Genomic DNA, 23266 nt, shown 5'->3' with positions numbered 1-23266 from the left:
TAACCATTTCTCGCGAGGAATCCGGTCTGCCCTCCAAATGCGTAGGAAGCTCATATTTTAGAATGTATATGGATACTGCGATCTACACTAGTGCCTCTCCAAATTTTATTGGGAGATTATATACCTCGGGACTTTGTATGTTCTAAAATACACTTTTTGCTTATACTATTATACAGATGTGAAACATCCTGAAACACCCATAATCGAAGGAATGGATGGAAAGTCGACTTTAGTTCTGCGTGTAATTATAGTATAATAACGTTCTTTAATTATCAGATTTCAGTATAAACACCCCAAATTCAGAAAATTTGATAGTATCCTCGATTCATAAATACACACTCTGTTCAACCCTGTATTCCATCTCTAAAATACACACTGAGGGTGTGTTTTCTGCAGGATATACCTACACTGTGCGTACACCGACTGTCAAAAACTATTACTGAGCAGGCAGAAAAAGCTGAACAATGGCTGTTAACTCCGGTTGCAAAGTAGACGCGGTTATCGACAAGTACGGGTTGGCATCAACAGACCCAGTCTACGACACCCTTGATGATGGCCTGCTCGCACGCTGGACGGGCGCTGATGACCGAACCGAAATGGGGTATCGGTCGCTGACAGCGTGGTTCAACAAACGGCTGCTTAAACAAGTCTATACCGAACACGGGCGTGAAACCCTTGACACGCGTGTAGACAGCGATTACGACACGTTGCGTGGTGACGACGACTTGCGACGGGACGAACTCATCGAGCGACTGCAAGCTACGGGTATCCCGGGAGCGTCGCTTCACGACGATATGGTGTCGTGGGGAACGATGCGAACGCACCTCAACGACTGTTTAGACGGTGAAAAAGAGCCCAGGAAGGCGACAACTAACTGGGAGCAGGAGAGCGTGGCAACGGCCAAAACGGTCGTCGAACGGAAGGCCGAAACGGCACTGTCCTCGCTCGCGAAAAAGGGTGATATCGAGGGCGGTGACACCGCGGAGATAGAGGCCCAGATACAACTCGGATGCCCGGACTGTCCGACCCGTGTTCCGTTCGATGTTGCACTCGAACGTGGGTACGTCTGCAAGCAACACCGGAGCGCGAACTTGTCAACACACGATTCATGACCTGGAACATCGAAATCGAACGAATCGCGGGTATACTTGACGGATCGGCGACAGTAGAGCCGGGAGTGAACGTCGTCCGTGGCTCGAACTGGCAAGGGAAATCGAGCTTCATCGAATCTGTCAAGACGGCCCTTGGCACCTCCACTGAACTGACCGAAGGCGCAGACAGCGGTGCGGTGCACCTCGAAACGCCAACCGGTGTCTACGACGTGACGCTTACCCGAGAGAACGGTACCGTAGTCCGGCACGGCGAGCCGTACCTCAGCGACGAGTACGACGTGATCCGCGCTGAACTGTTCGCGTGTCTGGACGAGCGTAACGAAGTCCGTCGCGCTGTCCGGACAGGAGAAAACCTCGAGGACGTGCTGTTACGGCCGCTGGACTTCCAGAACATCGACTCGCAGATCGAGACGTTACAACGGGAACGCGAACAGATCGAAACGGAACTCACGCAGGCACGCGAGGCCAAAAAGCGGCTCCCCAGCGTGCAAGAGAAAGTGACACGGCTGGAAAACGAGATCGAAGACCTGCGGGCCAAACGCGAGACGATCGACAGTGAGGCAGGAAGCGACGACAGTCCGGAGTCGGTCCGCCGCCAACTCAGCCAAGCTCGGACTGAACAGAACCAGGCGAAAAACCGCGTCGAACGACTCGAACAAAGTATCGAGCGGACGGAACAGCGTCTCTCGGAGCGCCAGGACGCTCTCGACGCTCTCGAAATACCGGAGTACAATGACGTCGCGGACAAACTCTCGGAGGCGCGCGAGAGCCTCTCGCAAGTGGAGCGAGACGCCGAGGTACTCCAGTCCGTGTACTCGGCCACTGAGATGGTACTCAGCGAGGACCGGCTTGACCTGCTTACCGAGGTGGAGCGCGATATCGACGGTGACACCGTCGCCTGTTGGACGTGCGGCAGTGAGACGACACGGGCGGACTTGGCTGACCAACTGGACGCGCTCGGAAACGAACTCACGGCGCTCCGGGCCCAGAAAGAGACCTACCGAGATACTGTCGAGGAACTGGAAACACAGCGCGAGGAGATCAGCCAGGCCCGCCGTCGAAAGGCCGATCTAGAGGAAGACATCGCTGAGCTAGAGGCGACGCTGGCCGACCGGAAACAGAGCCTCGACGCAGCCAGAAACAGGCTCGAACAGGCTCAGTCGGACGTGGAGCAGCTTTCGGACCACGTTGATGCGGCCGTGGCGGAGCTTTCGGACGTCGAAAGTGAGATCAAGTACCGCGAGGCCGAACTCGAAGACACCGCCGACGAACTGGCGCAACTCGAAACGAGGGCGGCCCGTGTCGACACGCTCGAAACCGACCTCGAAACCGTCCGTGACGACCTCGCGGAACTTCGAAACCGGAAAGACCGAATCAAGCGTGAGACACGGGAAGCGTTCGACACCGCGATGAAGGATATCCTCTCCCGATTCGGGACAGGGTTCGAAACGGCTCGACTCACCGCTGACTTCGATATTGTGGTCGCCCGCGACGGCCAGGAAGCGAGCTTAGATGCCCTCAGCGAGGGGGAACTCGAACTCATCGGCTTTGTGGCAGCGCTGGCCGGTCGGCAGTCGTTCGATGTCGGCGACGCTGTGCCACTTCTGCTCGTCGACGGCCTGGGCGGGCTCGACGACGACAACCTCCACACCCTCACCGAGTACCTGCAGCAGGGAACGGAGTATCTGGTGTTTACTGCGTACCCGGAATACACGGCGTTCGACGGACGCGAGATCGACCCGACCCAGTGGACTGTTGCGAACGAGAAAGAGGCCTCGGCCGACTGATAGCGACCGAACTGGAGTGTTTTCGTCACTGACGCCGATACCCTTAGCTGCAGGCCTCTGGTGTCTGAGAATGGCATATCCATCTAGGTGTAATTTCACTTTTAGGACAATAATACAGAAGTACTATTAACAAAGGCGGCTTTTTCAAACCAGATGGCAAATATACGGGTCAAAAATTGGACGAAAAATAAATTAAGGGAAATACGGGCTGCGGAGTCACACTCATCGTACGATTCGGTCGTCAAAACACTGCTAAAAGACCGTAAAATCGCGAAGTACGCGGACGACGCCTCCGATACCGTGACTGGCGAGTCCGTGCAGTCACAGGACGCCGACATCGATAAGCCGTTCGACGATATGACTGTGCTGGCAGAACTGACTGGTAGCCACGACGACGTGTTGTTCCTGTGGTGTCCGAACTGCGGGAACGAACTCGTCCACTTCACGGTCGAGCGGCCGCTTGGTTGCTCCGTATTTGAGATGGAGTGCCAGCGGTGTCTTACGCATCTCGACAGCTGGGCCATCGTCGCTATCGAACTGCAGTATCCAATCGAACAGAAGATGATTGAGGGACAGCTTCAGGCAGATCTCAAAGCCTGTGTGATAGACTACTGGGACCGGACATTGCAGGCGGCGGCTAACGATACTCTCGACACAGAGGCCCCTGCCGACCGTCTCGTGTGGCAGTTCGATCAGTATCACAAGCAGTTCTCCTGGGACTGGCCGACTGATGTCCCGACTGTCAGTTTTGTCCCCGGCGTCACGTATCGCAACACCGTGACTGATGAGCGAATCGAAGTCGTCGAAGCTGTCACCGAGAACCGGAACGCGATGGATGCGTACACAGTCAGACGCTACGCTGCAGACGGCGATGTCGTCTCGGACCAGCTAGACAGCAGTACAATCGTCGACCGGATCGTCAACCGGGAACTTGTCGTCGCCGAGCAGGCCGTGGGAACGACCAAACCCACGACCTGATGAATCACGATGCCAACCGTCTTGGCTTATTGCTGGTGTACGCGGTCTGCCTTTCAGAACACGGTTTGGCGGGGCCGGGATGAGCGGGGAGTACAATTGCTCTGAAAGCGCCCGTTTCCCACTCAGCAAAGGGTTAAAGATAAAACGATATACTGGATATAGTGAAGCGCACATCCGATTATAGTCACAAGAATATTGTGATATTGGTCAGATACCCGTATACAGTTTTGTATAACCATAGGTAATGTATAAGGTGTATCGAGGCTACCGAAGACACTCATGACGTTTGTCGACAACAGTTATACGACACCAGTGGCCTACGTTGTAGTATGATTAGGCTGGTTGGATGCACGCGTTCGGTAGTCGTATCTCCGAGCGTGCCTTGGGTAGCGGGGGAGGAGAAAGTCCGTGAGTAAAGCGACGCACCCTCACACGCTCACACTCCCGCGTGAGGACCACGGATTGGCGACGTCGAAGGCAGCGACCAGACGGATACAGGGAATCCTTCCGGTGTTCCTGGAGAACAAGATCACGGAGGCGGAGGCTAACGGACTGGTCGTTCCGCTCGACGGCAGCATCGAATCGACAGTTGCGGCGGCGCTGGCTGTCGACGGCATCGGGGCCGACTACGTGACTGGACTGGTGATGCCGGTACAGCTAAGCGACGAGGGGCCTGCTCGGACGGCTGAAACCGTCGCGTCGCTGCTTGACATCGACTGTCACCGGCTCAATCTGCAGCCAGTGCTGACGGCGTTCCAGCGAGTTGTCGGTGAGACCGGGGGGCCGACCGACGACCTCGTGGCGATGCAAAACGCTGGCGAACGCTTCCGGATGGCGTGTAAGTACTACGTCGCAAACACCAGGAACGAACTCGTTGTAGGGACTGTCTCCCGGACTGACCGACTGCTGGGCTCCGTTGCGAAACACGGCGAGAACGGCGTGGACCTGTCGCTGTTTGGCGACCTCTATAGAACTGAGATCGAGGCCCTGGCTGCTGCACTTGCGGTTCCATCGGACCTCCTCGACCAGTCACCCCATCCAATGGAGCACACTGGGGCAACTGATGCGGCGGAACTGGGTATCGACCAGCGAGACCTCGACAGCGTCCTCCACTTCGCGATTGATAGAGGCTGTTCCGTGTCGGCGGTGGCTGACAAGGTCGGTGTCAGCGAATCTGTCGTTGAGCGTACGGTTCAGTGGTGTGCCAGTACGCGCCACAAGCGACACACGCCACCAAAGCCATCGATGGATAACTGACACTGTCGGCTGTTCGTCTGTGGCGTATTTCGCCACCCCCGGGGAGTCACAAATCTCTCGCAAGAGGGACAGCCAACAGTACGAGCCAAACGTGGTATTTCTGTGAGCAAAGCAGTTAACAGCCACACTCCGCGATTCTCACACCCATGCAGGCCGACCCCCAGGAGATAATCGACATCGGCGACAGGCTACTGTCGGAGTACCCCGAACTGTTTACTGAGCAGTACGAGACAAACACTCGTCTCGTTCAGCGACTTGCCAGCGTGGATTCGTTTCGTACCCAAACCAGACTCACTAGATACATCACCCGTCAAAAACGGACACGGAACGGCTCGGAAAGATGAGGCCACTGCGAAGCACACGCGACACACGGAGTGCCACACGTCTGTGGCCGGGTTGTCTGCACTCGGCGGTCGTCCCGATATGAGGACCTTCTTTATGTAGAGACCCTCTTGCAGGACGTATGCTACTCACTGGGACTGTCGTTGCGGATTCTGAGACCGTCCTGCAGGACGGGGCGGTCGTCGTCTCCGGGGACCGTATCGAGGCTGTGGGTTCACGTGCCGAACTCGAATCGCAGTACGCCGACCACGAACACCAGTCCTACGACGTGCTGTTGCCGGGACTCGTCGGCGGCCACATCCACTCCGTACAGAGCCTTGGCCGTGGCATCGCCGACGACACGGAACTGCTCGACTGGCTATTCGACTACATTCTGCCGATGGAGGCCTCCTTGACCGCCGAGGAGATGGAAGTCGCGGCGAAACTGGGCTATCTGGAGATGATCGAAAGCGGGACTACGACCTGTATCGACCACCTCTCGGTCGCCCACGCGGACCGCGCCTTCGAAGCGGCGGGCGAGATCGGTATCCGTGGCGTGCTCGGCAAGGTGCTGATGGACCAGCGCTCGCCGGATGGGCTGCTGGAGGATACGCAGGCCGCACTGGAGGAGTCCGAGCGGCTCATTCAGCAGTATCACGGTGCCTACAACGACCGGATTCGGTACGCTGTCACCCCGCGATTCGCCGTCTCCTGTAGCGAGGCCTGTCTCCGGGGAGTGCGCGAACTCGTGGACAAATACGACGGCGTCCGCATCCACACCCACGCCAGTGAGAACCAGAGCGAAATCGAGACGGTCAAAGAGGATACCGGGATGCGCAACATCCACTGGCTCGACGAGGTGGGTCTCACCGGTGAGGACGTCGTCCTTGCGCACTGCGTCTGGACCGACGAGAGCGAGCGCGAAGTCCTCGCAGAAACGGGGACGCACGTCACCCACTGCCCGTCCTCGAACATGAAACTCGCCAGCGGCATCGCGCCGATCTGGGACTACCGTGACCGCGGTATCAACGTCGCCATCGGCAACGACGGACCGCCCTGTAACAACACGCTCGACGCGTTCACCGAGATGCGACAGGCGAGTCTCCTCCAGAAGGTCGATCAGCTAGACCCGACAGTGACGCCCGCGGCCGAGATCTTCGAGATGGCGACGCGCAACGGCGCGAAAGCCGCCGGCTTCGACGAACTCGGCGCGATTCGGGAGGGGTGGCGCGCCGACATCGTCGGTCTGGATACGGACCTTACGCGGGCGACGCCGCTGCACGACGTGCTCTCCCATCTAGTGTTTGCGGCCCACGGCGACGACGTCCGCTTCACGATGGTCGACGGGAACGTGCTTATGGAACACGGCGAGGTAACCACCATCGACGCCGACGCCGTGCGTGAAGAGGCCTCGACTATGGGGCTTGAGATGGACCTCGAAGACGAACGCAAGTCCGCACAGGAACAGAAGCCCTGAGTGGCCCTTGGCGGTGCCCTTACTCGCTCGTCGCGATTGCTTCGATTTCGACTCCCACGTCCTTTGGCAGGCTTGCGACCTCGACCGCGCTCCGGGCCGGCGGCTCGTCGTCGAAAAAGCCGGCGTACGTGTCGTTCATCGACTCGAAATCGTCGATGTCGTCCAGATAGACGGTCACTTTCAACACGTCGCTCATCTCCAGTCCCTCCGAAGCTATCACCGCTTCGACGTTCGATAGCGCCTGTTCCGCCTGCGTCGCTATCGGTTCGTCGTCCAGCAGGTCGCCGTCTGGCGTCATCGGAATCTGGCCCGCGGTGAACACGAGCGAGCCGTTTGTCGTCGCCTGGCTGTACGCGCCGACCGCATCGGGTGCATCGGCCGTGCTGATGGTCCGTTTCATCAGTCGAGTCTTCCACCATCAGTGTCTTAAATTTACAGGCTGTCGCGGCGGTCCGCGAACTCGGCGAGGTCAGCATCGGTATCGATATCCCAGTGGATGCCGGGGTCCTCAACCTCGATGAACGCTGTCCGCTCGGTGGTCTCGATGATATCCCGACCGCCGCGGTCGCCGGAGACTGAGGCGAGCGCATCGAAGTGGTAGCCGTCGAATAGCACGGGGTTGCCCCGCGTCCCCTCGTGTTCGGGAACGACGACGGTTGCCGTCCCTGTACGGTACGCTTCGATAAGCACCTCGATAGTTTCGGCCCGGACGAAGGGCATATCGCCCAGTAGGAACAGGGCGGCGTCCCAGCCGGATTCCTGTGCATAGTCGACTCCATGTCGAACCGACGCGCTCTGGCCGGCCGCGTAATCGTCGTTATGACGAAGCGAAACTGAGAGCGCCTCTAGCGCCTCAGCGACAGCCACGCCCTCGTATCCGAGGACGGCGACAACGTCCGACAGCGGTGACTCACATGCGGTTTCGGCTACCTGTCGGACGACTGCCCTTCCGCCGATGGTTGCCAGTAGTTTGTTACCCGGCTCGTACCGTGAACTCCGCCCAGCGGCGAGGACGACGCCACCGACTTCGGTCCGGTGCTGCCCGCTCATCGTGGCCCTCGTTTCACAACGATACTGAGTAGTTCACCGACGTTCGTCACCGCTGGTCCTCCTGCACATCCGTCGCAGCGACGACCTCACAGATATCCGACGCGAACGACGTAATCACGCCCCGAGAACACCGGCCTGTCTGCGACAGTGCGTGGCTGAGAACGTCTCTGGCGGTACGCCGCTGTGATTCGGTATCCGCTTTGTTGACCAGCGGTATCACAGACGCCTCGGTTGGCGCGTTTCGGAGCCCACCCTCAGGATGTGTGAGCACTGTCCCGACAGCCTCCACCGTAATGGTGTCGCCCACATCGAGGCCTGTGATGTCCGCTACCCGCTCCGGCCGGTGGACCACGTCCGTCGTCAGCACTTCACCGACGGCGGCGACTGAGGCGACCGGAACGACGTGGCTCGCTGTCCTCGGTACGACCGGTTCCCTAGCACCGGGCGCTTTGAACTCGCGCTTGCGTGCGCCGTCAGCCTTGACGAGCAGCCAGTCGAACAGTCCAGCCTCGGATAGCTGTTCCACCACACTCGCGTCGAATCCGCGAACCTTCCAGTCGACTCGCGCCGGATCGGCTACCCTCTCGCGAGCGAAGGCAACTGGCGGTTCGTGTTCGTCGAGGTCGTCGCACCACTCGTCCGGGCCAGTGAGCGTCAGCGGCAGGTCAGGCGGCGGTGGCATCGCTGTCGTTGTCGTGTAACCCACATCGTACCCCTCGTCGGTTCCTTCGGCGGTCAACTGTCCCATCGCGGTTTTCTTCCCACCGGCCCCGACAAAGGCGACAGCAGCGCTGGAACCCAGACCCAGCGCAGCAGCCAGATGCATACAGTCGCTCCGCGGGACACACAAAAATAGCTTGCCGGGGCAACAACGTGTGTCGCCGACAGCGTTTTTGTGATCTAGTGGCACACGTACCCGTATGCCCCGCGTAGACGTTCGTGGTGAAATCTGTCCCCGGCCGGCGCTCATTGTCCGGCAGGCGCTTTCAGACCTCGACCCTGGGGAGACGCTCGTCGTTCGAGGTGATTACCCACCGGCCGAAAAGAACCTGCGGCGGATGTGTACGACTCACGGCATCGACGTGACGACCGCAGAGACCGCCGGCGAGTCCGACGAGTTCGAACTCGAACTTCAGGTGACCGAGATGGCGTCGCTATCGGAGGCCTGAGTGTGGGCACCGATACGGCGGCTGATGGAGACGAGGAGACGACTCGCCTGACGGAGTACACGGAACTCCACGGCTGTTCCTGCAAAGTCGGCCAGAGCGATCTCGATTCGCTGCTCGCCGATGCCGGCCTCACGGGTGACAGCGACGCGCTGCTGTTCGGTGTCGGCGAGGACGCCGCCGCCCGGAAACTTACCGACGAGCTCGCGCTGGTCTCGACGGTGGATTTCTTCACGCCTATCGTCGACGATCCGTACGACTTCGGCCGTGTCGCGGCCTGTAACGCCGCTAGCGACGCGTTCGCCACGGGGGCCGTCGAGAACGTCGACTGCCTGGTCGTCCTCGGCCTCCCACGAGAACTAACCGACAGCGCGGCCTCAATCCTCGCCGGCATGGCCGACGCACTGGACGCGATGGACGGCGTCATCGCCGGCGGCCACACAATCATGAGTCCGTGGCCTTTCGCCGGTGGCGCCATCTCGGCGACAGCACGGCCAGACGCCCTGCTCACTTCGCAGGGGGCCAGCCCGGGCGACCGGCTCTACCTGACCAAACCGCTCGGGACACAGCCGGCTATGGGGGCGACCCGCGTGACCGACGCGCAGTTCGTTGAGACAGTCACCGACGCCGCTGACCGCCCGCTCGACAGTATTGCTTCGGAGGCCATCGCGTGGATGACGACCCCGAACCGGGACGCAACGCTGGCGTGCCGTGAATACGCGACCGCGGCGACCGATATCACCGGATTCGGCCTCGCCGGCCAGAGCCGCGTGATGGCCGACCGCTCGAACGTCGGTATCGAACTGACACACCTCCCGGTCATCGCAGGAACGCCCGCCCTTTCCACGCTTTTCGGATACGGGCTAACTGACGGGGAGAGCGCGGAGACCAGCGGCGGACTGTTCGTCTCTGTCCCGCCGGCCGCGACCGACGCCGTCGAAGCAGCGTTCGACGACGCCAGCGTGTTCTACCGAGCTGTCGGGCGTGTCACGGGCGGCAGCGGCGTTACGCTGGATGACCTGACCCTCGAAGAAGTCCGTTCCTAACGTCTAGTAGGAGCCTTCTACCGCAACCGAAGCGTCGCCTCCAGCACGCCACCGCCGAGGCACAGCGCCTTGTCGGAGATCTTCGCTGGGTCGACGGACTCGCCGCGGGGGTCGACGTCGCCGAGCTTTGTGCCCTCGCTGACGCCGAGGCCGCCGTGGACCAGACCGCGAACCAGCCCGTCTATCTCGGTCTCGACCGGCCGGTCGTCGACGGTGCCGACCACGTCGCCGGCTGTGACACTGTCGCCGATGGCGACCGTCGGAGTCCAATTACCGTCGGCCGGGGAACGAAGCACCCGCTCGTGAGTGTAGCCGCGCCGTTCGCCGGGCTCGCCGTCGTATTCGCTCGCAGTCCCCTCGTAGAACACGCGGCCGAGTTCGTGCCCGCGGTCCGTTTCGACGACCGCGTCCACGTCCTCACCGGCCTCGAACCCCGGCCCCATCCCGACAACTACGTCGGCGTCCCCTCGACGCGTGCCGGTGTCGAACTTCCCTTTCGCCATGATAGCGTCGACGAGCACCGCGGCATCGAGTTCGTCGGCGACGGTTGCCTCTGGGTCGACGAGTACCGGGACGACATCGCCGGCGAGCAGTTCGAGCGCCTCGTCGACATCAGAAGCTGCCTGGCCGGTGACCCCCTCAACAGTCACCTCGTCCTCGTACAGCGCCGCACCGAAGGCGACCGCCCGCCGGACGACTGTCGGCTGTTCGACTTCGGTGACGATGACCGGGAAGCCGGCCTGCTGGAGCCGGTAGACCACGCCGCTCCCGAGGTCGCCACCGCCGCGGACAACGACGAGGTCGTCGAGGTTCAGGCGCGTCGCCCGCTCACCGGCGGCGTCGTGGCGGTCCATGGTGACCTCGGCGAGAATCGAGAGTGCGACGGCGGCCGGCCCGCTCCCGCCGAGGTCGAGTCCCACCGGCGTTCGGACCCGGCTGAGGTCCCGTCGGGCGTACCCCGACTCGGCGAGCGAGTCGAGGACGTGGTTGGCCTTCGTCTCGCTGGCGACGAGGCCGACGTAGCCAGCTTCGCCGTCCAGCGCCGCAGCGACGGCGTCCTGGTCGAACGTCCCGCTCCGCGTCGCAACTGCCACGGCTGTCTCGGTCCCCATCGGCAGGTCGCCGAGCGCCTCGCCGTAGTCGCCGTGAATCACGTCGGTAGCGTCGGGAAACTGCCCCGGGTCGGCGTAGGCCTCGCGGTCGTCGACCACGGTGACGGCGTAGCCCAGTCGCTCCGCCAGCGGAGCAAGCTCCGTGCTGATGTGGCCGCCGCCGGCGATGTAGAGCCATGCCTGCCCGCGAACGCGGTCGATGAACACCTCCATCTCGCCGCCACAGACCATTCCCGTGTTACCGCCGCGTTCGAGTTCGTACGTCCGGACGCCGGGGTCGTCGGCTCCCGAGAGTACTGACCGAGCGTCTTGGACGGCGAGGTGCTCGACTGTCCCGCCGCCGATGGTCCCGTACTCCTCGTCGTCGGTGACGACCATCTTGTCCCCCACGTCCCGCGGTGCACTGCCGTCCTTGCGGACGATGGTCAGCAAGGCCGCCGGCACCCCTTGTCCGGCCAGTTCGTCGATACGTTCGAACAGGCTCATACGAAGCTCTTCACCTCCTGTTCGACGATGGCAGCGACTACGTCGTCGTAGGGTATGGGGTCGATGTCCGGCGTGAGGTCGACCCCCCGTACGTCCACGTCCCTCGCGACCGCCGAGACTGGCGCGTCGATATCCGGCGAGAGGTAGACGCCGTCCTGAATGAGGACGACGTGCGCCTCTGGGTCCCCGGCGGCGGTTCGCAGTCCGATTTCGGCCATCGGCTTGTCGATGAGATACAACATTATCAGAAATCCAGTGTGTGGTCGGCGTCACGGATGCGGGCGGTGACGCGGTCGTCCGACCAGACTGTTACGTCGTCGGCGATTTCACCCTCGTCGACGCCGCGTTCGGCCATCGCCGCGCGGTCCGCGATCATCTGTCCGCCCTGTTCCGCTAAGTCGGCGACGTGCCCGCTCATGTTGAGCGCCTCGCGGCCGACAGCGTCCCGAGCGCCGTACACGCCGTCCTGGGTGAATATCACCGTCACGTCGTGCATATCGAAGCCAGCTGCGACGCCGCGGGCGGCACGCAGCCCCTCCGGGATGTGGACTCGGCCGCACGGAGCGCGGGTGAGCAACACGACGACATCTCGTTTCATAGCGAGACCACCCGGTCAGCCTCACCGATGATGTCCGCCAGGTCCGGAAGCAGCCCGACTTCGACGCCCTCGGGGTAGTCGGCCGGCGCATCGATTCCCCGCGCGTCGACACAGAGCCCGCAGCAGATGACGTCCGCGCCGTCCGCGATAAGCTCCTGAAACTTCTCTGTCGGCATCTCGTCGTACAGTCCGCTGTCCGAACAGCCGGGCAACGTCTGGTCGGCGACGGGGACAAGCGCGCCGTCGAGGTAGTGGAAGTAGCTCACCTCGTGGCCTTGGTCCAGCGCCGCCCGGCCCAGCTCGTAGGCGGTACGCCATCGCTCGCTGTCGAAGGGACCGCCTGTCAGCAGAAACCCGATGTACGCCATACTGTCGAGATTTCGCCGACCTGCTCTTAATAGTTTGCTCGACACAACAAAAAACACTCCGTGTGTGATATTAATCGGAAGAAAACTGTTCGAAACCAACTCACCCATCGCCAGCAGACTGCTCATCGAGTGCCGCCGTCACGTCTTCCGCAGTGAACGGTAGCTCGGTCAGCCGAACGCCGACAGCGTCGCAGATGGCGTTCGAGAGCGCCGGCGGGACGCCGTTCGTCGGGAGTTCCGCGATAGATTTCGCGCCGAACGGACCCGTGGGTTCGTGGGTCTCGACGAGGATGGTCTCCATCTCGGGGTGGTCGGTCGTCCGTGGCATCCCGTACTGGCGGAACCCGAGCACTTCGGGGTTGCCCTCCTCGTCGAAGGTGAGGTCGCCGCTGGTGGCGTATTCGAGACTCATGTGCTCGCCGCCCTCTATCTGGCCCTCGACCAGTGCGGGGTTGATTGCGACGCCGCAGTCGGCTGCAAACACCAGCTTGTTGAGTTCGTACTCGCCGGTCTCCGTATCGACGGTCACGTCGACGAACTGCGCGCCGTAGGGCGGCGGGCTCTCGTCGGTCGAGTGGTTCCCGTCCCCGAGGATGTGTTCACGCTCGTCATCGCCGTAAGTGGCCTCGTAGCCGATCTCCTCCAGCGACACGCGGTTTCCGGTCCGTTCGCTGAACACGCCGCCGTCGCCGGTGTCGAGCACGTCCGGCGGCTCGTCGAGCAGTTTCGACCCCCACTCTAGCAGCCGCTCTTTGGCGTCCTCGGCGGCGTTCTTGACCGCGCGACCGCTGATGTATGTCGTCGAGGAGGCGTACGCGCCGTAGTCGAACGGCGTCAGGTCGGTGTCGGCAGCGATGACGACGACGTCCTCGGGAGTGCAGCCCAGCACCTCGGCGGCAATCTGGGAGAACATCGTGTCCGCGCCCGTGCCGGTGTCGACGCCGCCGACCTGCAGGTGGAAGCTCCCGTCCTCGTTCATCTGCACCTGCGCCGCGCCGAGTTCCTTGCCTGCGACACCGCTCCCTTGTGCGATGAGCGCCATTCCGACGCCGCGCTTGCGGTGGTCTTCGTCGGGCTGTTCGAGGTCGTCGTAGCCGATAGCCTCCCGTCCGCGGTCGACACATTCGCGGATGCCACACGAGCGAATCCGTCGAGTGAACCGGTCACCGTCTTTCAGGATAGCGACGCTCCGGTCGAGATCGCCCTCTTGGACCGCGTTCCGCAGGCGGAACTCGATGGGGTCGAAGTCGAGGCGGCGGGCCACCTCGTCCATGTGCGCTTCGACGGCGAAGTGGCCCTGTGGCGCGCCGTAGCCCCGCATCGCCGCGCCCATCGGAAGGTTCGTGTGTACCACGTCCCCTGCAAAGCGGACGTTCGGGACCCGGGGATAGAGGGGGAGTGGCTTCGTCCCGACGTTGTTCGCGACGGTCATGCCGTGGGTGCCGTAAGCCCCCGAGTTCGACAGCGTGTAGAGGTCCATCGCCTCGATATCGCCCTCGTCAGTGACTGCAGTCCGCATCTGCATCTGCATCGGGTGTCGAAAGCGGAGCGCGGTGAACTCCTCCTGACGACTCATCTCCAGTTTGACCGGTCGGCCCGCCGCCAGGTGGAGCGCGAAGGCGATGGGTTCTATCGCCATCTCCTGTTTCGACCCGAACCCCGCGCCGATGCGCGGCTTCGTCACCCGTACGTCACGGATGGGCACGTCGAACAGGTGCGCTATCTGGCGGCGGGTGTGAAAGGGGACCTGCGTCGCTGTGATGAACGTGTGCCGGTCATCCTCGTCCGTGTAGGCGATGGTCGTGTGCGGTTCCGGGACGCAGTGGGACTGGTACGGCGTTTCCCATTCCGTCTTGATGACGTGCCGGTCGTCGTCGTTGCTGGCCCGCTCAAACGCCGCCTCCACGTCACCGAGTTCCCCCTCGAAGTGTGATTCGAGGTTTCTACTGTAGTCCGCGCCCGACTGCTTGTTCTCCACGTCGTCGGTCTCGAACAGTTGCGGGGCGTCTTCATCCAAGGCCTCCTCTGGGTCGAACACGGCGTCCAGTTCCCGGTATTCGACTTCGATTTTCCGTGCGGCGCGGTCGGCCGCTTCCGGGTCGTCGGCCGCCACAGCCGCGACCGGGTCGCCGACGAAGCGGACGTGCTCGCGCAACACTTTCAGGTCCCACGGGCTCGGCTCGGGATAGGACTGGCCCGAACTGGAGTACAGTTTGTCCGGGACTACGTCGTCGAACGGCGTGATGACGGCGTCGACGCCGTCCATCGCCTCGGCGGCGCTCGTGTCGACCGATTCGACGTAGCCGTGGGCGATGTCGCTGCGAACCACTTTCCCGTGGGCGAGGTCTGGAAACCGGTCGCGGTAGTCCGCCGTGTAACGGGCCTCCCCGGTCACAATCTTCCGCGCGTCGTCTTTCTCCTCGTCCGCCGTGATGGTGTCGCGTTCGGATTTGGGCTTCCGGTCAGGTTCCCGTGCCACGTCCGCCTCTGACTCCTTCTCAGCTCCGGCAGGGGCCGCGTCTTCCACCCCTGTCCTGTCGGGCTGCTCGCTCGTCTCCCGAGCCCGGTCGAAATCGCTCACTGACCGCCCTCCATGCAGTCGCAGTCGTTGACTGTACACTCGGTCGAATTTGCGACCCTCTCGTTGCCTTCGACTGCCTTCCCACCGTCGGCGGCGACGGCTGTCCCGCCGTCCATCCGCTCGGCGGCGTCCAGCACCGCTTCGACGATTTTCTTGTAGCCGGTGCATCGACAGAGATTGTCCGACAGCGCTTCCCGGACCTCCTGCTCTGTCGGGTCCGTGTTCGCCTCTAGCAGCGCCGTCGAGCGCATTATCATCCCCGGAATGCAAAAGCCACACTGCAACGCGGTGTTGTCGACGAAGGCCTGCTGGACCGGATGCAGCTCGTCCTGCTCGCCCAGCCCTTCGATTGTCTCGACAGATGCGTCCTCTACGTTCATCACCGGCTCGACGCAGGATTTCACCGGCTCGCCGTCGACGTGTACCGTACAGAAGCCACACGCGCCGGTGTCACACCCCCGTTTCGCGCCGGTGTATCCGTTCCGCCGAAGGACATCGAGGAGCGAGTCGGACTTCGCTGCGTCGACCGTCCATTCCACATCGTTAATCTCCAGTTCGATTTCCATATGGCTCATCAGCTCGCTGGCTATGTCAGATACGTGACGAACAGAACGATAAATAGCTGTCGCGGGTGAGTGCCGTCACAAACCGCGACAAACCGCGTGTGTCGTTTATTTGCCCCTTCAGCTGACTGGGTCGGTCAGGCTGACTCGCGGTCGGTGTCGCCGGTAATGTACTCGGCACTTTGTCTCGTTACCGTGGCTGTGAACTCCGGGACCACCCGCCCCTGTGGATTCGATACCGCATCGTGTTTGACCGTGGCGAGCACCCAGGGCGAACAGTACGATTCTCTGTCCGGGTTGCCACCGGCTAACCAGTTGTCTCCAATCGCGATGTTATCCTGGAGGTCACTGAGTGTCAGTCCAGCACAGATGTACTCCTCCCCGCTGAATGGCAGTGCGTCTGCAGTAAGGACCAGCCACGGGCGGGGATTGTTGCCCCGGTTGTACGGGTCCGGGGCCCAGAACACGTCGCCGGAACTGTACCGACCGTTACCCATCGATGTCACGCGGGTCAACCGCGTGCTCCTGCCAGTCTTCGTAGGACGGTGTCTCACCGTCGGCCTCGTGTGCGGCGATGGCGGCAGCGGCGTGGGCCGTGGCGGTATCGACGCTTGCCTCGTGATCACTGATGCGCCAGTAGTTCCCACGGTGGTCGACTCGTCCCCGTTCACGCAGTCGGACGAGCGTTGGGCCGACAGAGCCTTTCTTGACACCAGTTTCAGCAGCGATTTCGCTCCGGGTAAACGCCTTCTCGGGGTTGTCACGGAGAAACGCGAGAATCGCTCCCGCGTTCGTCTCCGGCGAGGGCGTGTCGACGTCGTCCGGGATATCTTCGAACCGGTCCGCGCTGATTGGCATACCCAGGTGTTACGTACTGAGTATATTAAATATACTGCTGTACTGGACATACTGATTATACCGACAGCTACTATAGTTCATAGTTTTAAACAAATAAACCAACAGGTAGCTTCGGTAGCCTCAACTGCGGACAGAATAGGACCGAACTGGGGGACTTCCTCAGTCCTTGCGCTCGTCAAGCCTCGCCTTGATTTTCTCGGCGGTAATGGGCATCTCACGGACCCGGACGCCGATGGCGTCCCGGACGGCGTTGGACAGCGCCGGCGGGACCGTATTGGTCGGGACTTCGGCGACCGATTTCGCACCGAAGGGACCGGTCGGCTCGTGTGTCTCGACCAGAATCGACTCGATGGGCGGCGTCTCGGTCGCCGACGGCAGTCCGTACTCGTCGAAGTCAGCCACTTCCGCCCGTCCCTCGTCGTCGAGGGTGATCCCCTCGCTGACGGCCATCTCGTAGCTCATGTGGTTTGCGCCTTCGATCTGGCCCTCGGCCATGCCGGGGTTGATGGCGACGCCGCAGTCGACCGCGACGACCAGTTCGTGCACCTCGAACTCGCCGGTGGTCTCGTCGACGGTCACGTCGGCGAACTGCGCGGCGAAGGGCGGGGGACTCTCTTCGGTGCAGTGCGTCCCCTTCCCCAGGATGTGTTCGCGCTCGTCGTCGCCATAGACAGCCTCGTAGCCGATATCTTCGAGCGTGACGGAATCGCCGCTAGTCTCGCTGTACACCGTCCCGTCGCCGGTTTTCAGGTTCTCGGTCGGCTCGTCGAGCAGTTTCGATCCCCAGTCGAGAATCCGCTCTTTCGCGTCCTCTGCGGCCTTCTTCACGGCCATACCGCTGATGTAGGTTGTCGAGGAGGCGTACGCGCCGTAGTCGAAGGGCGTCACGTCAGTATCGGCGGACTTGACGACTATGTCAGCCTCATCACAGCCCAGCACTTCGGCGGCGATCTGGAGGAACGCCGTGTCAGCGCCGGTACCGATATCGACGCCGCCGACCTGCAGGTGGAAGCTCCCGTCCTCGTTCATCATTATCTGGGCGGCCCCGAGTTCGTCGCCGGCGACGCCGGTCCCCTGCGCGGACAGCGCCATCCCGATGCCGCGGTGCAGATGGTCTGCGGCGGGCTGTTCGAGGTCGTCGTAGCCGATAGCGTCCTTCCCGCGTTCGATGCACTCGTCGAGGCCACACGACCGGATACGGCGCTCCGCGCCTTCGCCGCCCATCATCCCCGCGATCTCGTCAAGGTCGCCGACTTCCATGTGGTGTCGGCGTCGGAACTCGACGGGATCGAGACCGAGGTCGCGGGCGACCTCGTCGAGATGGCCTTCCAGCGCAAGCGTGCCCTGTGGCGCGCCGTACCCCCGCATCGCCCCGGTCTGGGGCGTGTTCGTGTGAACGATATCGGCCTCGAAGTGGACGTTCGGGACCTTCGAGTACAGCGGCAGCGGCTTGCTCCCGACGTTGCCCGCGACGGTCATGCCGTGGCTGCCGTACGCGCCGGTGTTCGAAAGCGCGTAGATGTCGATGGCTTCGATGTCGCCGTCGTCGGTGACGGCCGTCTTCGCTTTGACCTTCATTGGGTGCCGCGAGCGCATCGCGTAGAACTCCTCCTCACGGCTGGCTTCGTACAGGACCGGGCGATCGGTGGCAAGCGACAGCGCGAGTGGAATCGGCTCGACGACCATCGCCTGTTTCCCGCCGAACCCGCCGCCGACCCGCGGCTTCGTCACGCGGATATCACGGATCGGGATGTCGAACAGGTGGGCGAGCTGGCGGCGCGTGTGGTTCGGCACCTGCGTGCTGGTGATGAGGACGTGGCGGTCGTCCTCGTTCGTGTAGGCCAAGGAGGTGTGTTTCTCGACGTTCGCGTGAGACTGTCGGATCGTCTCCCATTCGGTCTCGTGGACGTGGGTCTCGCCGTCGAGCGCCGCGTCCACGTCTCCGAGTTCGCCCTCGATGTGGGCCATCCGGTTGCGGTCGTAGTCGTGGCCGACAATCTCGTTCTCGACCTCGCCGCCCTCGAACAACTGCGGCGCGTCCTCGCCGAAGGCGTCCTCCGGGTCGGTGACGTAGTCGTACTCCTCGTACGACACCTCGATAGCCTCGACGGCGGCGCTCGCGGTTGTCCGGTCGTCGGCTGCGACGGCGGCAATCGGGTCGCCGATGTAGCGGACGTGCTCGTTCAGCACGCGCATGTCCCACGGGCTCGGTTCGGGATAGGACTGCCCGGCGCTGGTGTATTTCGCGTCCGGCACCGCGTCGGATTCCGGTGTCAGGACCGCTTCGACGCCGTCCATCGCCTCGGCCGCGCTCGTGTCGATATCGGTCACGCGGCCGTGTGGGATTTCGCTTCGGACGACCGCTGCGTATGCGAGGTCCGGATACCGCTCCTCGTAGTCGGCGGTGTACTTCGCCTGCCCGGTGACGAGCTTTCGGTCGTCGTACTTCTCCGTCCGGTGGGAGACACTGTCGCGCTCGTCCGGAGCCTTGTCGTTGTTCTCGGGTTCGTCCCATTCGAGAGGGTGCTCCTCGAACCGTTCGTCTTCGACAGTCTCTGACTGTGAGGCCGTGCCGCCGTCGGCCCTGGCTGTCTCGTCGTCGTCACTCATCGCAGCCACCTCCACAGCAGCCGGTCGACTCGGCTCTGCGCGGGGGCCCATCGACCGACCGGCCGCCGTCCGCGGCAACCGACTGCTCCCCCTGCATTCGTTCTGCTGCGTCCAGAACGGCTTCGACCGGCTTCTGATAGCCGGTACAGCGACAGATGTTGTCGTCCAGCGCCTCCCGGACTTCCCGCTCGGTTGGGTCTGGGTTCGAATCCAGCAGTGCCACCGCCTGAATTATCATCCCTGGGATACAGAACCCGCACTGGACGGCGAAGTTGTCGACGAACGCCTGCTGCACCGGGTGCAGGTCGTCCTGTGTTCCGAGCGCTGCGACGGTCTGTATCTCACTCCCGTCGGCGTCCGCCGCGGCCATTCCGCAGGCCATGCGCACCTCGCCGTCGACGAACACCTTCGATGCGCCGCAGGCTCCGCCGTCGCAGCCACATTTCACGCCGATGTAGCCGTGTTGTCTCAAAACCGTCGCCAGGTCCTCCGCCGACCCGGCTTCGACTCTCGTTCGCTCGCCGTTGATTGTGAGTTCAATATCCACAGCGTACCCTCCGGTTTTCGGTATGTGCTACGTACACACGCCTGTCAGTGAACAGGTGTGCAACACTCTCTCATATATGTATGCTTCACAGGTGTCTGAACGCAATGTTGCCAGACGATTTCACGGGCACGGCCCACTACACGACACTAGGTTGACACAGTCGCGGCAGATGCGCTAGTCAATGTGTGACGTGTGGCAAATCTGTGACACGTATTCTCCGAGAACGGAACTAATCACTCGGCGGCCTTCGCCTGCACGGCGTTCAGCAGTACCTCTGTCCCGGTGACGATGTCGTCCCACTCGGTGAACTCGCTCTCGCGGTGGCTGATCCCGTCGACGCTCGGGACGAAAATCATGCTCGTCGGGGTTATCTTGTTGAGGTAGTTCGCGTCGTGGCCCGCGCCGCTAACCAGTCGCATGTACTCACAGCCGACCGTTTCGGCGGCCTCGACGACCGTGTCGATGCAGTCCTGGTCGAACGGGTCCGCGTCGACTCGCATTATCTCCTCGATCTCGTATTCGAGCCCTTCGCGCTCGGCCGCGTGGGCGACTTCCTCCCTGATCTGGTTGACGGCCGCGTCGACCACGGCATCGTCGTACGAGCGGAAATCGAGCGTGAACTCTACGCGTTCGGGGATGACGTTGATGGCGTTCGGCCAGACGTCGACGCTGCCGACCGTGCCGACGAGGTCCGTCCCCTCAGTTGCCGTGATCCGCCGGACTGCGCGGGTTACGTCCGCCGTCGCCACGAACGCGTCGTGGCGCATATCCATCGGTGTCGGCCCGGCGTGGTTCGCTTGGCCCTCGAAAGTGACGTTCAGCCATGAAAAGCCGAACACGCCTTCGACAGCGGCGACTGGGATGTCCTGCTGCTCGAGAAACGGCCCCTGCTCGACGTGCATCTCGAAGTAGCAGTGGATGTCATCCGCTTCACAGGGTGTTTCGCCCTTGTAGCCGATGCGTTCGAGTTCATCGCCGAACCGCCTGCTCTCCTTGTCCTCGCGCTCGTACGCGTAGTCGAGGTCGAAGATATCACAGTAGACACCGCTGCCGAGCATGTCCGGCTGGAAGCGCACGCCCTCCTCGTTGCTCCAGGCAACGACCTCCAGTGGACGTTCGGTCGTCACGCCGGCGTCGTTGAACGCCTCGATGACTTCCAATCCACCGAGGACGCCCACGACGCCGTCGTAGCGCCCACCGTTGTACTGGCTGTCGATGTGTGACCCGATCAGGACCGGCGCGGCGTCGCTGTCAGTTCCCGCCCGCCGGCCGAAGATGTTGCCCATCGTGTCGATACGGACTTCCAGCCCGGCCTCGCGGAACCACTCGACGAGCGTGTCGCGGGCCGCCTTGTTCTCGTCGGACAGGCTCGGTCTGTTCACGCCGCCCCGTTCTGTCGCGCCGATCTTGTTGAACGTATCGAAGCGCCGTCTGAACCGCTCGCTGTCGAGACTGACCGATGGCATTGGGTAGCTGTTCCGTGGTGTCGTCTTGAAGATTGTGTCGGGGTGGCCCCACACAGATCGACAGACACGGTGTGGCACGCGCTCGCCCGCTGTCACACACGGTTGAGACCACCGAAAGAGCCAAACGACCGTTCCGCGAGTCAGCAGACATGACCGAGCTGAGTGCCGCGTCCATCGCGTTCAGAGACGCGCGGGTGCTGGACGGGAGCGGTCGCCCTCCGTTCACTGCGAGCGTGCGTGTCGCCGACGGTCGAATCGACGCTATCAGCGAAGCCCCGCTTGCGGCCGACCGCGTTGTCGACCTCGACGGGTCGTATCTCGCACCGGGGTTCATCGATATGCACGCACATTCGGAGCTGCGGCTTTTCGAGAATCCCGGTGCCAGGGAGAAACTGACGCAGGGTATCACGACGGAAGTCCTCGGACAGGACGGGGTCAGCGTCGCTCCGGTGCCGCCGAACCTCACCGACGAGTGGGCGGAACGGGTCAAATCACTCGACGGGACGCTCGGCGAAACGTGGCCCTGGCACACCGTTTCCGGCTATCTCGAGGCGCTTGAATCTGCCGAGCCCGCTGTCAACTGTGCGTACTACGCCCCACACGGCAACATCAGGTCGATGCTGGCCGGATTCGAGGACCGCCCGCTCGGCGGTGAACACGTTGTCGCCGCCGGGCCAGTCACCGGTCACCGGCTGGACAGACCGAAGTCAGACCACGACACAGCCCCCGGTGAGCTCGATGCGATTCGACAGGAACTCGAAGTGGCGCTGGAACAGGGCGCGTTCGGCATGTCCAAAGGGATGATATACCCCCCGAGTTCGTACGCCCGCGACGACGAACTGGTGGCGCTTGCGGATACCCTCGCCAAGCGTGACTCGTTTATGATCTCTCACGTCTGGAACGAGACGGATCGCGTGGTCGAATCTATCGACCGGTATCTGGATATCTGTCGCCGCGGCGGCTGTCACGCCCACGTCTCGCATCTCAAGGTCGGCGGCCAGCAGAACTGGGGGGATTCCGAGGCCGTGCTCGACCTGTTCGACGATGCCGCCGACCGGGGCCAGCGGGTCACCTTCGACCAGTACCCCTACACGGCCGGATCGACGATGCTCACCGCACTGTTGCCGCCATGGGCACGTCAGGGTGACTCGGAGGCCATCCGTCACCGTCTCAACTCCGTGGCAGTTCGGGACCGCATCGCCGCCGACATCTCCCAACCGGGCGACTGGGAGAACCTCGCGTACGCTGCCGGGTCGTGGGACAACATCCTCGTGACGCGGACGGGAAGCGGTCGCCACCAGGGTGACACCATCGAGGATATCGCTACCGAGATGGGCAGCGAGCCAGTCGACGCGATGTGTGAGCTCCTGGTTTCGGAGGAACTGGACGTGACGATGGCCGACTTCGTGATGGCCGAAGCGGACATCGAGCGGTTCCTCGCGGACGACCGCGGCACGTTCTGTACGGACGGTATCTTCGGCGGGAAGCCTCATCCCCGGGCCATCGGGGCCTTCAGTCGCATCCTCGAACGGTACGTCCGGGAGCGGGACGTGCTCTCGCCGGAACTGATGGCATACAAGGCCGCAGGACATCCGGCAGATATCCTGGGCCTCAGGGACCGCGGGTACGTCCGCGAGGGGTACGTCGCGGACCTCGTGGCCTTCGACCTCGACTCGGTGTCGGCGAACGCGACCTACGAGGACCCGTTTCAGTTCTCCGACGGGATGGAGTACGTCCTCGTCGGCGGCGAAGTCGCTGTCCGGGACGGCGAACTGACCGGCGCTCGGAACGGCGCAGTGCTTCGCTCCTACGAGGAGTGGGGCGGTGCGACCCGTCCGGCACTCGACCGTGCTGCTGATGACTAGATGGCCGTCCTGTCGGCA

The 23266-nt window shown here is 62.5% G+C and carries 23 protein-coding genes; 9 read left to right on the top strand and 14 right to left on the bottom strand.

The annotated features are described in order from the left end of the window. The first annotated feature begins 464 nt into the window (after positions 1-464). The 6 genes from rdfA to HAH_RS18870 all read left to right on the top strand — a co-directional run bounded on the left by rdfA (position 465) and on the right by HAH_RS18870 (position 6932). Positions 465-1112, top strand: a complete 648-nt coding sequence (gene rdfA, locus HAH_RS18895; protein ID WP_023843019.1) for a rod-determining factor RdfA — start codon at positions 465-467, stop codon at positions 1110-1112. Beyond that, entirely contained in the window at positions 1109-2899 is a 1791-nt protein-coding gene (locus HAH_RS18890) for an archaea-specific SMC-related protein (RefSeq protein ID WP_014031306.1), read from the top strand. Before rdfA ends, HAH_RS18890 begins: the two co-directional genes overlap by 4 nt. Before the next feature lie 153 nt (positions 2900-3052). Then, positions 3053-3877 carry a hypothetical protein gene (locus HAH_RS18885; protein ID WP_014031305.1) on the top strand — a complete coding sequence of 275 codons (825 nt, stop codon included), beginning with the start codon at positions 3053-3055 and terminating at the stop codon, positions 3875-3877. A 408-nt stretch (positions 3878-4285) separates the two neighbouring features. After that, positions 4286-5134: an NAD(+) synthase gene (gene nadE / locus HAH_RS18880; protein WP_014031304.1), complete on the top strand. Its 849-nt coding sequence runs from the start codon at positions 4286-4288 to the stop codon at positions 5132-5134. Positions 5135-5280: 146 nt separating this feature from the next. Continuing rightward, on the top strand, positions 5281-5478 hold the full coding sequence (locus HAH_RS20535; protein ID WP_014031303.1) for a 30S ribosomal protein S17: 198 nt from the start codon (positions 5281-5283) through the stop codon (positions 5476-5478). A 119-nt stretch (positions 5479-5597) separates the two neighbouring features. Next, the gene (locus HAH_RS18870; protein ID WP_014031302.1) at positions 5598-6932 is read left to right on the top strand and encodes a 5'-deoxyadenosine deaminase; all 1335 of its coding nucleotides are present in this window, start codon (positions 5598-5600) and stop codon (positions 6930-6932) included. Between the two features lie 19 nt (positions 6933-6951). Here HAH_RS18870 and HAH_RS18865 read toward each other — a convergent pair whose 3' ends face one another. From HAH_RS18865 to yqeC, 3 genes are read right to left on the bottom strand one after another with little or no spacing between them, the layout of a single operon-like run. Further along, on the bottom strand, positions 6952-7332 hold the full coding sequence (locus HAH_RS18865; protein WP_014031301.1) for a Rid family detoxifying hydrolase: 381 nt from the start codon (positions 7330-7332) through the stop codon (positions 6952-6954). A 32-nt stretch (positions 7333-7364) separates the two neighbouring features. Beyond that, complete coding sequence (locus HAH_RS18860) at positions 7365-7982, bottom strand: nucleotidyltransferase family protein (protein WP_014031300.1); 618 nt, start codon at positions 7980-7982, stop codon at positions 7365-7367. A gap of 46 nt (positions 7983-8028) precedes the next feature. Next, entirely contained in the window at positions 8029-8808 is a 780-nt protein-coding gene (yqeC, locus tag HAH_RS18855; protein ID WP_014031299.1) for a selenium cofactor biosynthesis protein YqeC, read from the bottom strand. Between the two features lie 94 nt (positions 8809-8902). Here yqeC and HAH_RS18850 point away from each other — a divergent pair, with 94 nt between their 5' ends. Continuing rightward, entirely contained in the window at positions 8903-9151 is a 249-nt protein-coding gene (locus HAH_RS18850; RefSeq protein ID WP_014031298.1) for a sulfurtransferase TusA family protein, read from the top strand. A gap of 2 nt (positions 9152-9153) precedes the next feature. Further along, positions 9154-10194 carry a selenide, water dikinase SelD gene (selD, locus tag HAH_RS18845; protein ID WP_014031297.1) on the top strand — a complete coding sequence of 347 codons (1041 nt, stop codon included), beginning with the start codon at positions 9154-9156 and terminating at the stop codon, positions 10192-10194. 17 nt (positions 10195-10211) lie between these two features. On the opposite strand, the gene yqeB is transcribed toward selD, so the two are convergent. The 11 genes from yqeB to HAH_RS18790 form a co-directional block, all read right to left on the bottom strand. Next, positions 10212-11792 (bottom strand): selenium-dependent molybdenum cofactor biosynthesis protein YqeB, encoded by a 1581-nt coding sequence (yqeB, locus tag HAH_RS18840; RefSeq protein ID WP_014031296.1) that lies wholly within the window; start codon positions 11790-11792, stop codon positions 10212-10214. Then, entirely contained in the window at positions 11789-12034 is a 246-nt protein-coding gene (locus HAH_RS18835; protein WP_023843018.1) for a hypothetical protein, read from the bottom strand. The genes yqeB and HAH_RS18835 overlap by 4 nt, the downstream gene beginning before the upstream one ends. Before the next feature lie 2 nt (positions 12035-12036). Beyond that, complete coding sequence (locus HAH_RS18830) at positions 12037-12390, bottom strand: DsrE family protein (RefSeq protein WP_014031294.1); 354 nt, start codon at positions 12388-12390, stop codon at positions 12037-12039. Continuing rightward, on the bottom strand, positions 12387-12758 hold the full coding sequence (locus tag HAH_RS18825) for a DsrE/DsrF/TusD sulfur relay family protein (protein ID WP_014031293.1): 372 nt from the start codon (positions 12756-12758) through the stop codon (positions 12387-12389). Before HAH_RS18825 ends, HAH_RS18830 begins: the two co-directional genes overlap by 4 nt. Before the next feature lie 100 nt (positions 12759-12858). Further along, positions 12859-15339, bottom strand: a complete 2481-nt coding sequence (locus HAH_RS18820; RefSeq protein WP_023843017.1) for a xanthine dehydrogenase family protein molybdopterin-binding subunit — start codon at positions 15337-15339, stop codon at positions 12859-12861. Beyond that, positions 15336-15905 carry a (2Fe-2S)-binding protein gene (locus tag HAH_RS18815; RefSeq protein ID WP_014031291.1) on the bottom strand — a complete coding sequence of 190 codons (570 nt, stop codon included), beginning with the start codon at positions 15903-15905 and terminating at the stop codon, positions 15336-15338. The genes HAH_RS18820 and HAH_RS18815 overlap by 4 nt, the downstream gene beginning before the upstream one ends. 134 nt (positions 15906-16039) lie before the next feature. After that, positions 16040-16399, bottom strand: a complete 360-nt coding sequence (locus HAH_RS18810; protein WP_014031290.1) for a hypothetical protein — start codon at positions 16397-16399, stop codon at positions 16040-16042. Then, complete coding sequence (locus tag HAH_RS18805) at positions 16392-16760, bottom strand: helix-turn-helix domain-containing protein (RefSeq protein WP_014031289.1); 369 nt, start codon at positions 16758-16760, stop codon at positions 16392-16394. Before HAH_RS18805 ends, HAH_RS18810 begins: the two co-directional genes overlap by 8 nt. A gap of 159 nt (positions 16761-16919) precedes the next feature. Then, positions 16920-19370: a xanthine dehydrogenase family protein molybdopterin-binding subunit gene (locus HAH_RS18800; protein WP_014031288.1), complete on the bottom strand. Its 2451-nt coding sequence runs from the start codon at positions 19368-19370 to the stop codon at positions 16920-16922. Then, entirely contained in the window at positions 19363-19917 is a 555-nt protein-coding gene (locus HAH_RS18795) for a (2Fe-2S)-binding protein (protein ID WP_014031287.1), read from the bottom strand. The genes HAH_RS18800 and HAH_RS18795 overlap by 8 nt, the downstream gene beginning before the upstream one ends. Before the next feature lie 233 nt (positions 19918-20150). After that, positions 20151-21383, bottom strand: a complete 1233-nt coding sequence (locus tag HAH_RS18790) for a Zn-dependent hydrolase (RefSeq protein ID WP_014031286.1) — start codon at positions 21381-21383, stop codon at positions 20151-20153. Between the two features lie 149 nt (positions 21384-21532). Between HAH_RS18790 and HAH_RS18785 the strand changes: the two genes are divergently transcribed. Beyond that, positions 21533-23248, top strand: coding sequence for an N-acyl-D-amino-acid deacylase family protein (locus tag HAH_RS18785; protein ID WP_044952846.1), 1716 nt, complete (start codon positions 21533-21535; stop codon positions 23246-23248). The last annotated feature ends 18 nt before the right edge of the window (positions 23249-23266 follow it).

The sequence above is a fragment of the Haloarcula hispanica ATCC 33960 genome, from assembly GCF_000223905.1.
Taxonomy (GTDB): domain Archaea; phylum Halobacteriota; class Halobacteria; order Halobacteriales; family Haloarculaceae; genus Haloarcula; species Haloarcula hispanica.
The sequence above is the reverse complement of the archived record's forward strand: the minus strand, read 5'-3'. Positions and strand labels throughout refer to the sequence as shown.